The 15,468-nt window shown below is 59.9% G+C and carries 7 protein-coding genes, 1 tRNA gene and 1 pseudogene; 7 read left to right on the top strand and 2 right to left on the bottom strand.

What is annotated here, in order from left to right:
- The first annotated feature begins 259 nt into the window (after positions 1-259).
- The 5 genes from PSO31014_RS13065 to PSO31014_RS13045 all read left to right on the top strand — a co-directional run bounded on the left by PSO31014_RS13065 (position 260) and on the right by PSO31014_RS13045 (position 6,459).
- Positions 260-2,590, top strand: coding sequence for a DNA translocase FtsK (locus tag PSO31014_RS13065; RefSeq protein ID WP_039830646.1), 2,331 nt, complete (start codon positions 260-262; stop codon positions 2,588-2,590).
- A 5-nt stretch (positions 2,591-2,595) separates the two neighbouring features.
- A complete protein-coding gene (gene lolA / locus PSO31014_RS13060) occupies positions 2,596-3,246 on the top strand; it encodes an outer membrane lipoprotein chaperone LolA (RefSeq protein ID WP_150552010.1) in 651 nt (216 codons plus the stop codon).
- A 142-nt stretch (positions 3,247-3,388) separates the two neighbouring features.
- Entirely contained in the window at positions 3,389-4,795 is a 1,407-nt protein-coding gene (locus PSO31014_RS13055) for a replication-associated recombination protein A (protein ID WP_150552009.1), read from the top strand.
- 166 nt (positions 4,796-4,961) lie between these two features.
- The gene (serS, locus tag PSO31014_RS13050; protein ID WP_150552008.1) at positions 4,962-6,266 is read left to right on the top strand and encodes a serine--tRNA ligase; all 1,305 of its coding nucleotides are present in this window, start codon (positions 4,962-4,964) and stop codon (positions 6,264-6,266) included.
- Positions 6,267-6,368: 102 nt separating this feature from the next.
- Positions 6,369-6,459, top strand: a tRNA-Ser gene (locus tag PSO31014_RS13045).
- Between the two features lie 189 nt (positions 6,460-6,648).
- Here PSO31014_RS13045 and PSO31014_RS22840 read toward each other — a convergent pair.
- Both PSO31014_RS22840 and PSO31014_RS22685 read right to left on the bottom strand, forming a co-directional pair.
- Entirely contained in the window at positions 6,649-6,780 is a 132-nt protein-coding gene (locus tag PSO31014_RS22840) for a hypothetical protein (RefSeq protein ID WP_281349097.1), read from the bottom strand.
- A 109-nt stretch (positions 6,781-6,889) separates the two neighbouring features.
- Positions 6,890-7,206, bottom strand: a pseudogene (locus tag PSO31014_RS22685) (transposase); the annotation flags it as partial.
- Positions 7,207-7,730: 524 nt separating this feature from the next.
- Here PSO31014_RS22685 and PSO31014_RS13030 point away from each other — a divergent pair.
- On the top strand, positions 7,731-14,321 hold the full coding sequence (locus PSO31014_RS13030) for a DUF3320 domain-containing protein (RefSeq protein ID WP_150552006.1): 6,591 nt from the start codon (positions 7,731-7,733) through the stop codon (positions 14,319-14,321).
- Between the two features lie 245 nt (positions 14,322-14,566).
- Positions 14,567-15,328 (top strand): lysozyme inhibitor LprI family protein, encoded by a 762-nt coding sequence (locus PSO31014_RS13025; protein ID WP_150552005.1) that lies wholly within the window; start codon positions 14,567-14,569, stop codon positions 15,326-15,328.
- Positions 15,329-15,468 lie beyond the last annotated feature (140 nt).

The following is a 15,468-nucleotide window of genomic DNA, read 5'->3' as shown; positions in this document are numbered from 1 at the left end:
GGCGCGGCGCGGGGATTGGCGCAAACCGCCATTATAAGGGGCCGACGTCGTTTCGTTGATCGAGTCTTGCAATCGACGCGATAGCCCGCGTGCCACCAGGGCGGGTGAGTGCCCGGTCGCGGCCGTCTGCCGAAGGCCGCCGGGAGCCCCGGCGTTACGGCTTGTCACGTATTCGTGCATTAAGTGGGGGAATAGTTGTTTACAATGGAGCCTTGCCGCGCGGCAGGCCGCCCGTCTGCCCGCCCAACCGCATGGCTTGATGACGACGAAATCTTCCTACTCTGCTGGTGCCGGATCGTCGTTACCCAACCGGGTGACGCACCTCTTCCATGAAATTCGCTGGATGGCGCAGGTCGCGCTGATGGTGTTCCTGTTGATGGCGTTGCTGTCCTACAGCCGTCTGGACCCCAGCTGGACGCATGCGGCGCACGTGGAGCGCATCGCCAATTGGGCGGGGCGCGTGGGTGCCTGGGTGGCCGACATGCTGCTGCTCATGCTGGGCCTTTCCGCGTATTGGCTGGTGGTGTTCATCGCCCGGCGCGTGATTTCCGGCTATCGCCGGATCTCGGCCAAGCGCGAAGCGCCCCCGCTGCGCGAACGGCTGGCCAGCGGTGGATGGGTCGAGATCGTTTCGTCCCTGATGCTGTTGCTCTCCAGTGCCGGCATCGAGTCACTGCGTCTATATCGCCTCAAAGCCCAATTGCCGCGAGCCTCGGGCGGCGTGATCGGCGAGACGGTCGGCGGCTTCTTCCAGCACGCGTTCGGGTTCACCGGCGGCACGCTGGCATTGCTGCTCATCTTCGTTTTCGGCCTGTCGCTGCTGTTCCATTTCTCGTGGCTGAGCGTTGCCGAGCAGTTCGGCGCGCTGATTCTCGATACCGGCACCGTGATCCGCCGGCGCCGCGAGGCGCGTCAGGACCGTCGGCTGGGCGAGGAGGCCGCGATCGCACGCGAGGGCGCCATCGTGCAGAACCGCGTGCGTGCGGAGGTGCACGAACCGGTGCAGATCGTGCCGCCCGTCAAGGTCGTGGCCAGGAGCGAGCGTGTCGAGAAGGAAAAGCAGGCGCCGCTCTTTGCCGATCTGCCCGATTCCATTCTTCCGCCGCTCGCGTTGCTCGACGCCGCCCCGGCCGCACAGGAAACCGTCTCGGCCGAGACGCTGGAATTCACGTCACGCCTCATCGAGAAGAAGCTCAAGGATTTTGGCGTCGACGTGAGCGTCGTGGCTGCCTATCCGGGGCCGGTCATCACGCGCTATGAGATCGAACCGGCTACCGGCGTGAAGGGCAGCCAGATCGTCAACCTTGCGAAGGATCTGGCGCGTTCGCTGTCGCTCGTATCGATTCGCGTGGTCGAAACGATTCCCGGCAAGAACTTCATGGGGCTGGAACTGCCGAATCCGCGTCGTCAGACGGTGCGGTTGACGGAGATTCTCGGCTCCGAGATCTACAACGACTCGGCATCGCTGCTCACGCTCGCGCTGGGCAAGGACATCAGCGGCAAGCCGGTGGTGGCCGATCTGGCGAAGATGCCGCACTTGCTGGTAGCCGGTACTACGGGCTCGGGCAAGTCGGTGGGGATCAACGCGATGATCCTGTCGCTGCTCTACAAGGCGACCGCCGAGCAGGTGCGGCTGATCCTGATCGATCCCAAGATGCTCGAAATGAGCATGTACGAAGGCATCCAGCATCTGCTGTGCCCGGTGGTCACGGACATGCGTCAGGCGGGCCATGCGCTGAATTGGGTAGTGGCCGAGATGGAGCGTCGCTACAAGCTCATGAGCAAGCTCGGGGTGCGCAACCTCGCCGGTTACAACAACAAGATCGACGATGCCGCCAAGCGCGAAGAGCACATCCCGAATCCGTTCTCGCTCACGCCCGACGCGCCGGAGCCGCTGCAGCGCCTGCCGTATATCGTCGTGGTGATCGACGAGTTGGCCGACCTGATGATGGTCGTCGGCAAGAAGGTCGAAGAGCTGATCGCGCGCATCGCGCAGAAGGCGCGCGCGGCGGGTATCCACCTGATTCTGGCAACGCAGCGTCCGTCGGTCGATGTCATTACCGGGTTGATCAAGGCGAACGTGCCGACGCGCGTGGCGTTCCAGGTGTCGTCAAAGATCGATTCGCGCACCATTCTCGATCAGCAGGGGGCCGAGACGTTGCTGGGGATGGGCGACATGCTTTACATGCCGCCGGGCACGGGATTGCCGTTGCGGGTGCACGGGGCGTTCGTGGCCGATGACGAAGTGCATCGCGTGGTCGAGCGCCTGCGGGAGCAGGGCGAGGCGAATTACGTCGAGGGCATTCTGGACGGCGTTGTCGACGGTGAAGACGGCGGCATCGACGGCGCCGGTGGCGCGGGCGGTGGAACCGGCGAGGGCGGCGGCGAGTCCGACCCGCTGTACGATCAGGCCGTGGCCGTGGTGCTCAAGCAGCGCCGTGCGTCGATTTCGTTGGTACAGCGGCATCTGCGCATCGGCTACAACCGGGCGGCGCGACTGCTCGAACAGATGGAACAGTCCGGCGTTGTGTCGGCGATGGCGAGCAACGGTAACCGGGATATTCTGGTGCCGAATCGCGAAGGAGAGTAAGGAATATGTTGGGATTCAAGCGCGGCTTGCCGCTTATCGCGGGTGCTGTTGGTGTGACGCTGGCGGCGCTGGTTGCCCCCGCCTATGCCAGTGGCACGGCGCAGCTCAAGGCGTTTGTCGCGCAAGTGAAGTCGGCGCGTGGCGAGTTTGAGCAGAAGCAGGTCAAGGGCCAGCAGGACGGGGCCGTGAAGGTGTCGAACGCAGCCTCGGGAACCTTCGAGTTTGCGCGCCCGGGCCGCTTCATCTGGCGCTACGTCAAGCCTTACGACCAACTGCTGCAGGCCGACGGCGAGACGCTCTACATCTATGACAAGGATCTGAACCAGGTGACCGAGCGCAAGCTGGGCGCTTCCTTGGGCGCGAGCCCGGCGGCGATCCTGTTCGGCAGCAACGACATCGAGAAGAATTTCACCCTCAAGGACGCCGGCGTGAAGAACGGCATCGACTGGGTGGAGCTGAAGCCGAAGGCGAAAGACACGCAGTTCCAGCGCGTGGGTATCGGGTTTCGCGACGGTAACCTGGCGGCAATGGAGCTCTATGACGCCTTCGGCAACGTCACGTTGTTGACGTTCGACAAGATCCAGAAGAATCCGCCGATGTCGGCGGACAACTTCAAGTTCACGATGCCCAAGGGGGCCGATCTGATCAAGGGTTGAACGCGCTTCGTCCGCATCAGTCCATGATGTGCCCGTCCTCGGTGGCGTTACTTGCCGGCGGGGCGGTGTCCGGGCTGGCATAATGGGGACATCTGACGATCCGAAAGCGGCCGGGGACTCCCCGGCCGCGCTGCTTGAGAACATGTCCAACGACGCCCCTCTGTCGGCTTCGGTGCCTTTGGCCGAGCGCCTGCGCCCCCGTACCATCGACGACGTGATTGGCCAGCGCCATTTGCTGGGCAAGGGGAAACCTTTGCGCGTGGCGTTCGAAGCGGGGCGTCCGCACTCGATGATTCTGTGGGGCCCGCCGGGCGTGGGCAAGACCACGCTGGCGCGCCTGATGGCGGATGCATTCAAGGCGTACTTCATCGCGCTGTCAGCGGTGCTCTCGGGCGTCAAGGATATTCGCGACGCCGTCGAGGCCGCGCAGATCCAGCGCGGGCAGGGCAAGCAAACCGTCGTGTTCGTCGACGAGGTGCATCGCTTCAACAAGGCGCAGCAGGACGCGTTCCTGCCGCACGTCGAATCGGGGCTCTTCATTTTCGTGGGGGCGACGACAGAGAATCCGTCGTTCGAGGTGAATGGCGCGTTGCTCTCACGCGCGGCCGTGTATGTGCTCAAGAGCCTGAATGACGACGAACTCGGCGAGATGATCGTGCGCGCCGCGCATGAACTGGGCGACATCGGATTTACGGACGAAGCGCGCCAGGGCCTGATCGATTCGGCGGACGGCGATGGCCGCAAGCTGCTCAACAACGTGGAGATCGTCGCGCAGGCGGCGGCGATGCAGAACGTCACGACGATTGACGAAGCGTTGCTCGCCAGCGTGCTCGCCGAGAATCTACGGCGCTTCGACAAGGGCGGCGATGCGTTCTACGACCAGATCAGCGCGTTGCACAAGTCGGTGCGGGGCAGCTCGCCGGACGGTGCGCTGTACTGGTTCTGCCGCATGCTCGATGGCGGCGCCGATCCGCGCTATCTCGCGCGCCGGATTGTGCGCATGGCGTGGGAGGACATCGGTCTGGCCGATCCGCGCGCGGCGCGCATCGCGCTCGACGCGGCGGAGACTTACGAGCGCCTCGGCACGCCTGAAGGCGAACTTGCCCTCGCGCAGGCCATCTTGTACCTTGCGGCGGCGCCGAAGTCGAACGCGGGCTATAACGCATACAATCAGGCGCGGGCATTCGTCGGCAAGGACAAGTCGCGGGCGGTGCCGATCCATCTGCGCAACGCGCCGACAAAGTTGATGAAGGAACTCGGCTACGGCCACGAGTACCGCTATGCGCATGACGAGCCCGATGCCTACGCGGCGGGCGAGACGTATTTCCCCGACGATTTGCGCGCCCAACATTGGTACCGTCCGGTGCCGCGGGGGCTGGAGGGCAAGATTGGGGAGAAGCTCAACTGGTTGAAGTCGCTCGACGCCGAGTGGCGGCGCGCGAACACCAAGGGGCGTCAAGCCGACGCCGCGGCCAAGCCATCGGGCGCGGGGGCGACGTCTTCCGGCAAGCCTGCGCCAGCCGAGCCTTCCGACGATGAATCGGCCTGACGCGGCTGCGGCTGCCATCGCAAAACGCGCCAAATGGCGAAATCGCCGTGAGCGTTTGGTAAAATCCCTGGCTTGATGCTGCCTCCGGTGCCTTGATGGGCAAGCGGGCAGCCAGAACGAATTTTTTGGCCCACGACGATGGGCCGCTAACGACAGACACCCCACCATGCTCGACATTCAACTTCTTCGCAAGGATCTCGACGGCGTTGCGGCGCGACTCAAGGCGCGCGGCTATACGCTGGACGTGGCGACGTTTGCTGCGCTCGAGGCGGAGCGCAAGCAGATTCAGACGCAAACCGAGGAGTTGCAGGCCCGCCGCAATGCGCTCTCGAAGCAGGTCGGCATGAAGAAGGGCAAGGGCGAGGACGCCTCGGCCGAAATCGCGGAAGTCGGCGGCATTGCGGACACGCTCAAGGTGTCGTCGGTACGTCTGGAGGAGATTCAGACGCGTCTGTCGGACGTGTTGCTGGGTGTGCCGAACTTGCCGCACGAGAGCGTGCCGCTGGGCGCCGACGAGACGCAGAACGTGGAGGTGCGCCGTTGGGGCACGCCGCGCGCGTTCGACTTCGCGCCGCGCGACCACGTCGATCTGGGCGCTGCGCTGGGTCTGGACTTCGACGCGGCGGCGAAACTCGCCGGTGCGCGCTTTTCGGTGATGAAGGGCGGCATTGCCCGTCTGCATCGAGCGTTAGCGCAGTTCATGCTCGATACGCACACGAGCGAGCATGGCTATACGGAAACGTACGTGCCGTACATCGTGAATGCGGCGTCGATGCGTGGCACGGGGCAGCTTCCGAAGTTCGAGGACGACCTGTTCAAGGTGCCGCGCAAGGTGGGCGGTGAGGATGGCGAGCGGATCGAGAACTTCTATTTGATTCCGACGGCGGAAGTGTCGCTGACGAACCTCGTGCGCGACGAATTGCTGGCGGGCGATGCGTTGCCGCTGCGCATGGTGGCGCATACGCCGTGTTTCCGTTCGGAAGCGGGCAGCTATGGCAAGGACACGCGCGGCATGATTCGTCAGCACCAGTTCGACAAGGTCGAGTTGGTGCATGTGGTGCGTCCGGAGGAGTCGTACGATGCGCTGGAGATGCTGGTGGGGCATGCGGAAGCGATTCTGAAGAAGCTCGAACTACCGTTCCGCACGATTGTGCTGTGTACGGGCGACATGGGCTTCGGCAGCGCGAAGACGTACGACATGGAGGTGTGGATTCCAGCGCAGAACACTTACCGCGAGATTTCGTCGTGTTCGAACATGGAGAGCTTCCAGGCGCGGCGGATGCAGGCACGTTTTCGCAATGCGCAGGGCAAGCCGGAGTTGGTGCATACGCTCAACGGTTCGGGGTTGGCCGTGGGACGCGCGCTGGTCGCGGTGCTGGAGAATTACCAGAACGCCGACGGTTCGGTGACCGTGCCCGATGTGCTGCGTCCGTATATGGGCGGCATCGAGCGTCTTGCGCCGGCTGCGTAAAAAAGTTTGGAAAGGGGGTTGGCGGCTGAAGAAATTCGGCTATAATCTCTTTCTCGCTGCTTGAGGCCACTTAGGCAGCGAACCAAAGCAGAAAGAACGCTTGGAGAGGTGGCAGAGTGGTCGAATGCGCCGGACTCGAAATCCGGTGTACGGTTATACCGTACCGTGGGTTCGAATCCCACCCTCTCCGCCAAGCACACAATGAAGCCCTTGAATTTTCAAGGGCTTTTTTGTTTTCTGTGTCAGCGACCAACAAAATGACTATCAACGCGCTGACTGCTTCACACCGCAGAATTCGTGTGCCGCGCGATCAGTTTTCCTCTCCGATCATTTCCAGAGCTTGGGACAAAAGACGGACTTTGTCCTCGCTACTCAGGCGATGTTACGCGACCAGCAGCTTGGCTTCTGAGATATCCGAAGATAAGAAGTAAGGCGTCGGGAGATTTAGGATCCCAGCGATACGTTCGACGATCAAATAGTCGAGCGCGTGCTTGCCGCGTTCGTATTGGTTCATGCGAGTGCTAGCGGGCATCTCGTCAACGCCGGCAAGTACTCCCAGCTTTTCCTGCGTCAGACCTGCGGCCTTTCTCCCTATGGTAATACTGCACGCTACGTGGTTGCTAGACAAGCCTGCAGGCCCGCCTCAGGGTAAATCCATAGTGGATGATCACGTAATCCACCACGTCTTGCCTCAGCGCGGGCCGGGCCACTTTTTTGACGCGACGTCATGCAGAATGGCTTTGTCCAGGCTCAGCCCAGTAACCAACTGTTTGAGTTCGCGAATTTGATCTAACTACATGCCGGCATACCGATTTTTCCATCGGTAGAACGTCTGTTCAGAAATACCGACGTGCCGGATGAGATCTGCGACCGGCATGCTCGACTCCGCTTGCTTCAGTACTGAGACAATCTGTTCGACTGAAAAGCGCGTGCGTTTCATGGCAAAGCCTTCCTTTTTTAAGGGTAAAGTTTGCCGAAAAACTAACATTCCAGGTGGTCCGAATTATTCAATGCAGATCACCAGGGCCACAAAATTGCATCGAATTCAGCTGTTTTAGTCGGCGTCCAGCCATCGTTACTGGCAATGCGGCGTGTGCGGCTCAACGTCGAAGGGCGTTACGTCTACCCGATTTCAAGATCGTGAGGCGTCATCACTTGCTGAAACCAAAAGCGTTTCAGATGCTGGCCCTCGAAGGAATCTCGAGTCGCCACTGTCGATGAATGGCTGTGGCGTCTAACGTTCGGGCGCTTACCGGAGTCGTGAGGAGATACCACATGTGGTAGGAATGCCCCCCCACGCGAATCGCCGCCGCGAGATAAAATTGTAAATGAGGTAGCCTACTGCTATTCAGGGGAAGTCCCGCTGCCGTTCGCGGTAATTATTCGGCACACTTAACTTCCCCAGCGAACCGCGCCGTCAACCGCGGGCATTGAATTAGTCAAAGAGCAAGCGGGGAATTCACAATGAGTAACGGGGACATCGAACCGACGCCTTCGCCGGTTGCGCCGGCACGCGAAGTAAGAATTCAAACAACCGTTTCGATTCGAGTCAATCTGGCGGATTATCAAAACGCGGTACCCGCGGTTCACGAACTTGCCGTGGTCAATGAAACGGACGACACGTTTCGCAACCTTCGCCTGACCGCGCTATCTGAGCCTCCGTTTCTCAAGCCGAAAACCTGGCACCTCGATCATCTGGCCGCGGGGCAGACCGTTCGCGTGTCGGATTTGGATATCGCACTGGATGGGCCATTGCTCGGACGTCTTACCGAAGCGGAAAAGGCAGTCCTGAAGTTTGAACTCACGACAACGGATGACGCGTTGACGACTGTGTCCAGCAGCGAACACGTCGTTGAACTCCTCCCGCGAAACCAATGGGGTGGTCTTTCGTCTCTTCCTGATATGGTCGCGGCGTTTGTGCAACCCAATGAGCCAGCCGTAGACCGCGTTCTCAAAGCGGCGGCTGGAATCCTGCGTAGAGCAGGAAAATCCGGTGCGATCAACGGATACGAAGAGGGGCCTAAACGCGCCTGGGAAATCGCGGCGGCCATATGGAATGCCATCGGCGCGATGGGGTTGGACTATGCGTTGCCGCCGGCTAGCTTCGAGCGCGATGGACAAAAGGTCCGAGGACCAGGCCAAGTCGCGGAGTCTGGCTTAGGCACGTGTCTGGACCTAACGCTTTTTGTCTGTGCCGCGCTTGAGCAAGCGGGACTGAATCCCCTTGTTGTGTTTCAAAAAGGACATGCGTTCCCAGGCGTCTGGTTGAACGCTGAAGAGTTTTCCTCCGCCGTTATCGACGACATCACGGCGCTTCGCAAGCGGGCGAAGCTCAAGGAGATGGTGCTCTTTGAGTCGACATTGCTCGTCCAACGTCCGCTCCCCGCCTTTAGCTTTACCACGGCAAAAGGCGATGAACACATTTCCGAGGAGGAGGAGGGGAAGTTCGAGCTCGCCGTCGACATTCGCCGAGCGCGAATGCAACGCATTAAGCCACTTGCGAGTGAAAAGGCTATTGCGCGTGGCGACAGTGCGCTCGAAACGACGAGTTCTAGCGAAACCGAGTGGGAAGACCCGCCCGAACTGGTCTGGACGAGTGAATCGAAGATCGAGGTCGCCGACGAGCCCCCGGAAGACAGGCTCTCTAGATGGCAGCGCAAGTTGTTGGATCTCTCGCTGCGCAACAATCTGCTGAGCTTCAAATCCGGCAAGAAATCTGTCAAATTCGACGCGCCCGAGCCCGGCGCCCTGGAAGATGTATTGGCCGAAGGCCACGCGCTCAAGCTATTGAGCCGTCCGGATCTGATGGATGGTGACGACCCTAGGAACCAGGCAATACACGAAGCCCGGGAACGAGAGCATGTTCGCCGCGAACACGCACTGGATGCGTTGACACGCAAGGAAGTCTTCGTTGGCCTTACACCCGAAGACCTTGACGCTCGGCTGGTCGAACTCTATCGAAACTCGCGGACAACCTTGCAGGAAAGTGGGTCGAACACCCTTTTCCTCGCGCTTGGTTTCCTGTCCTGGACACGCGACGCGAAAGACGCCAAAAAGTATCGCGCTCCATTAATCCTGTTACCTGTTTCGCTTGATCGCCGCAGCGCTCGCTCGGAGTTCAGTATCAAGCTGCACGACGACGAGGCACGTTTCAATCCCACTCTGATTCAAATGCTCCGTCAGGATTTCGAGCTGGAACTCAGCATTCGGGACACGGAGTTGCCTCAGGACGAAGCAGGCTTGGACGTGGCCGGTATCTGGAAGACGGTCTCCCATGCCGTAAAGGACATTGCAGGATGGGAAGTCGTTGAGGACGTTGTGCTCGCGTCGTTTTCGTTTGCCAAGTACCTCATGTGGCGCGATCTAACCGAGCGCACAGAGCAACTGAAGCAAAATCCGGTCGTTCGCCATCTGATCGATGCACCGCGCGACGCCTACCAGAGCGCAGTGGAATTTCCCGACGCTCGGCGTTTGGATGCAGAGCTTCCGGTCAAAGACACCTTTTGCCCACTTCCCGCGGATTCGTCACAACTTTCCGCCATCGTTGCCGGAAGCAAGGGCAAAGACTACGTGCTGATCGGGCCGCCCGGCACGGGGAAAAGTCAGACTATTTCAAATCTCATTGCCCAGTTCTTGGCGGAGCGCAAGCGCGTCCTGTTCGTGTCCGAGAAGATGGCCGCGCTAGATGTCGTGTATCGCAGACTAGCAGAGGTAGGACTGGGAAATTTCTGCCTAGAACTTCACTCTAACAAGGCTCGCAAGACAGAGGTTCTTGAGCAACTCCGCACGTCATGGGACGCGACCGCAGCGCTGGACCCCGACGACTGGGATGCGGAGGCTGCACGTCTGGAAACGTTGCGCGCCCAGCTAAACGGTTACGTCGAACGTCTTCACGCGCGCCACACGAACGGTCTGAACGTGTATGACGCTATCGGTCGTGTAGTCGGTGGACACGGCTTCCCACTACTCCATCTCGCCTGGCCCGCACCGCAATCGCACGACGTTGAAGCCTTGCGCGATCTACGGCAAACCGCGGAGTTGCTGGATGTGAACGCCAAGGCCGTCGGCGAAGCAAGCCTCACGCAAGGCCCGTTGTCCCACGTTGTACAGACCGAATGGTCTCCGCTTTGGGCCGAACGCCTTGTGAATACTGCGGTCGAGGTTACTCATGCGGTAGCAGGATTTGAGGCCGCAGCATCGGCACTTCAGGCCGCCATCGGACTGCACCCTCTGACGATGGAAGTCCGCGTGCGCGCGGGACTGGAACAGTTGTCGGCAGTGCTGCCTAGGGCGTCCGGGTACGACTGGCGTTTTGTTCTGCGTCCTGATGCCAAGGCAATCGCCGACAACCTTCGGTCGGCAGCGCCTCTGGTTGAGCGATACCGGGCACTGCTCCGGGGGCTGTCATCTCCCGTGGGCAATCAGGCACTCGATGATTTGCGTCTTGGCGTGACCCAGCTCCAACGGGACACTGAAATCCGCGCAAACCTGTCTAAGCCATGGAATGCGGCACTTCGCGAACGTCTGAATGCTGCGATCGCACTATTGCGCAAGCGACAGGACGAAGTCAATCAGCTCTCACTGACCTATAAAGAAGGCATCTCGTCGAAAACGGTTGGCGAGTTGCAGGCTGATCTGAAGGAGCTTCTGGAGTCACCATGGCCGCTAAGCGTCCTGCGCAAACGCAACCTCGCGAAGAAACTGAAAGAGTTGGCGACGGGGGCAGGAGAGCCTGATCTCAAGGATGACATCGAGCATTTAGCTTGCATTGACCGGCTCACTCTGCAGCTCAAGGATTTCGACGATCTGTCCCTCCCCACGGCGAATGTGTGGGCTGGCTTGAAGACTGAGATCGACGTCGCTAGATCGTTGCAGTCATTTCAGGACGCATTAGAACTCGCTGGCGAGCGCAAGGCGTGGGAGGATGTCGGACTTGACCCGGTCGGTCGTGGCCAGTGTGGCGAGTCTGCGCGAGATGATCTGAGTCGAATCAGAGAGCTACGCCAGATCGATCAGGTGGTGGCTCGGATGGAACGTCTTGGTGGCGAAACCGCCGGCGTTTGGAATGGCTATCAATCGGATGTTGCAACCGCAAAAGCATATCTGGCGTTCCAGGCGGCACTCGCCGCCGCACGAGGCGAAAGCCGTTGGCAAGACGACGGCTTCGCGGCCATCGAAGTAGGGCGCGCGGGTGCTGCCGCTGCCGACGACCTCAAGAAAATGCGTGAGCTCGTGTCGCTTGGCGTGCGCATTCAGGAGTTTGGCGATCTCTCGGGCAAGACGGACGGTCTCTGGAACGGCCTTCAAACGAAGCTCGAAGGCATTGAGCCTGCGCTTCATTTCCTCGACGGGCTCGCTAATGCTCTGGCAAGTCTGGCCACGACTCCAGAGGCGCTGGCTCAAGTCAAAGCCCCGATCTCGCTCCTGTTAGGTGACAGCAACGTTCTCCTTGAGCCCGCAGGCTCCATTGTGGGGGCGGGACGTGCCTATGCAGCAGCACTTCGGACTTTCAACCAGACAGTGGAGAAATTTGCGAGCGCGAGCGGCATTCCCGCAGCGCAGTACTCATCGCTTTTAAACGCACTGCCCGGCGAAATTGCAGAGCGCGCGCGTCTGGTGGCTAACGAGTCGAATCGTCTTCGGGATTGGTGTGCCTGGCGCAAAGTTCGTCAGCATGCACTTTCCCTCGGTCTCGCGCCGTTGGTCTCCGGAATTGAAGACGGCGCTGTCGCCTTGGGTTCGGTCAAAGAGGCCTTCGAGACTGACTACTGCCGATGGTGGTTGAATGCCGTGGTCGATGCAGATGAGGTGCTGCGAACGTTTGCGTCCGCCGAGCATGAAAAGCGGATTCATGACTTTCGGGAATTGGACCGGAAGTTTACCTCGCTGACTCAGCAATGGGTCCGCGCTCAGTTGTCTGCGGGACTTCCGTCACCAGCAAAGGTGGCGCATGGCTCGGAATGGGGGCTTCTGCGTTATGAAATGCAGAAGAAGACCCGCCATCTGCCATTGCGTGAACTCATGTCAAAAGCGTCGGATGCGATTCTGCGCCTCACGCCGTGTCTGCTCATGAGCCCGCTCTCCATTGCGCAGTATCTCCCGGCAGACACCGCAGACTTCGACGTCGTGGTGTTCGACGAAGCCTCACAGATCCCTGTTTGGGATGCGATTGGGGCGATGGCACGAGCACGGCAGGTGATCATGGTCGGGGACCCGAAACAGTTGCCACCGACCAGTTTTTTCGAGCGAGCCGAATCCGACATCGATGACACGGACGTTGAAGTAGAGCTGGAGAGCATTTTGGAGGAATGCATCGGCGCCAATCTGCCCACAATGAAACTGTCTTGGCACTACCGCAGTCGCCATGAAAGCCTGATCGCCTTCTCGAACTATCGTTACTACGACGGCGATCTTGTGACGTTCCCCAGCCCTGTGACGAACGATCGTGCGGTCAGCTTTACGCATGTCGCGCTGGGTCAATACGAGAGAGGGGGCTCGCGCACTAACAAGCCGGAGGCGAAGGCCTTGGTTGCCGACCTCGTCGCACGTCTCAAGTCGAAGGAATTCCGAGAGGACGGCTTAACCGCGGGTGTGGTGACCTTCAACTCCGAACAACAGCGCCTGATCGAGGATTTGTTGGACGAAGCACGTCGGCAGGACCCATCCATAGAAAGTCATTTTGCTGATACCGCGTTAGAGCCCGTGTTCGTTAAGAACCTTGAGAGCGTTCAGGGTGACGAGCGGGATGTCATGTACTTCTCAATCACCTACGGTCCGGGCCTCGATGGTGTGATGCCGATGAATTTCGGCCCGATGAACCAGCAAGGTGGCGAGCGTCGCTTGAACGTTGCGATTACACGCGCGAGGCATGAGCTGCGCGTCTTCGGTAGCTTCAAACCCGAGAAGATGGATCTTTCGCGTACGCAGGCGTTGGGGGTACGGGATCTGAAGCATTTCCTTGAGTTTGCGGAGCGAGGCGCACGAGCGCTGGGCGAAGTCGTCGCAGGCAGCGTCGGCGACTTTGACAGTCCTTTCGAGAAGGCTGTGTGCGCAGCACTTGCCGAACGAGGATGGCAAGTCCATCCGCAGGTTGGCGTCTCCGCCTTCCGCATCGATCTCGGTGTGGTCGACCCGGATTCCCCGGGGCGTTACCTGGCCGGGGTTGAGTGTGATGGCGCAACGTATCACCGGTCAGCGACTGCGCGTGATCGTGACAAGTTACGCGAGCAGGTCCTCAATGGGTTGGGTTGGGACATCGTGAGAATCTGGTCGACGGATTGGTGGGTCGACAGACACGGAACACTGGATAAGGTGGATGCGCGGCTGCTCCACTTGCTTGAGGCAAAGCGTGTTGAGGAAAATGCGGCGTCGGAAAGTGTGGCTGCGATCGCTGACGCCGCGATTGCAGCAGCAAAAGCGGGCGACGTCCTACCATCGGTTTCCCAGCAGCAGAACGATGCACAGACGCGGCCCGCGGCTTTTACAGATGATCCGGTCGAGGTGGAACCGATTGTTATGTATGCCAATTCCGGCGCTACGGCTCAGAGCCCGTCAGGTGGCATATTCGTCGAAGTGGATTTGGCAATGACTGAACATGCTCCGGATCCGGAACTGTTCTTCGCGAGTAGCTACGACGAGCGGCTGCTTGGCATGATCACCTCGGTAGTTGACGGGGAAGGGCCGGTACGAGTCGAGGTGTTGGGGCGGCGGATCGCCAGAGCGCATGGATGGGCGAAGACTGGGGGGAGAATTCTCGGTCGCGTGGTGGATCTGGCTTCAAAGCACTTTGAAACCGAGTTGGAGAGTGGCGGGTTGTTTGTCTGGCCGAAAGCGTTGGCGGATAGGTCGACGCTGAAATTCAGAATTCCCGGCCCAGGAGCAGCACGCCAAGTGGATGAAGTCTCGCTTGCCGAGCTGAGGGTGTTAGCAGCTCGTTTTCGCGCCGAAGGCCATGACGAGGATTCGGCGTTGAACGCAATGAGTCGCGAACTTGGTCTATTGCGTTTGCGTGCGGCAAGTCGAGAGCGTCTCGTCGAAGCATGGCGGGCCGAATGAGGCTCTTGCGGGATCTGCCGAGGAGCAAGGCGGTATGTCCCGCAAGCTTTGGACATGCCTGTGGTTATGGGGGCGCTAGGTTAGACATCAACTGGCGTGGGATCCGCAGCTCTACTCGTTCTTAGTTGACTGGTTTACATTGTTTGCCATTGGGCGGCCGTAACGACCTTCCGATGGCGGTTCTACACAAATAATGAAAACAATATCAGGCGCGGCGAAGAAAACGCGCTATTCGGGGATTCGAAATGAACTCGTTGGGCATTATCTTGATCGTGGTCGGTGTGCTCACCCTATTCGTTGGCGTATCTGGATTTGCCGACACGCGAAAGGTCGATCGTCGATACAGAACTGGATACAAGAACAACGAGCCGGACACCAGAAATTTCCCTCAGGCCAGGCGGAGGATGCTCTGGGGTGTCGGGATCGTAATTGTAGGCTTGGCTGTGAACAGCTTGACCGGAGCTCGTGACGCCGCGCCAAAAGAGGGAGCCGCGCCAACTACCAATGTGTCTGAACAAGCGGGCAGCAGTGACGCGGCATCACCGATTGTCGAGGCTGCTACACAGGGGACCGACACAGCGCGATTCCAGTCAACCAGGACAGAACCGCTTTCTGACGAGCGAATCGTCACCTCGTCAGTTGCCTCGCCAGGCGAGCCGCCGCAAGCGCTTTTGGATCGGCAAAGCGCCATCACGTCGACACAGACATTTACCACGAGCTTCGATTGCACGCGCGCCGCCTCCGATGATGAGGTGACGGTCTGTTCCGACCCTGGACTGGCGGCAATGGACGTGGAGCTTGGGCAGCTTTATCGCGATGCCCAAGCATCGACCCAAGATCCTCACTCACTCAGGCAATCACAACTGGATTGGCTGGCGTCTCGCCGCTCGTGTGGAAAAGAACTGAATTGTTTGCGACGCAGATACGGCGAAAGAATTGGTCAGTTCAACGGGTCCATCGGGTCTGTACCGTTCACCTCCGCCGGCCCGGCGACGGAGAAGCCGTAATCAACCCAGTGACATGCCTGCGTTAACTCAAACCAACCGGCCTCCACGATTCCCGGTGCGATTCAAACAATCTTGCGCGTGGTCAGTTGGCACGTTCGTCTCCATACCGAAACCGTGGTCGGAGCTGGTCGTGGGTCGTG

This window comes from Pandoraea soli (genome assembly GCF_902459595.1).
Classification (GTDB): domain Bacteria; phylum Pseudomonadota; class Gammaproteobacteria; order Burkholderiales; family Burkholderiaceae; genus Pandoraea; species Pandoraea cepalis.
This window is presented reverse-complemented; position numbering and strand designations above follow the sequence as displayed.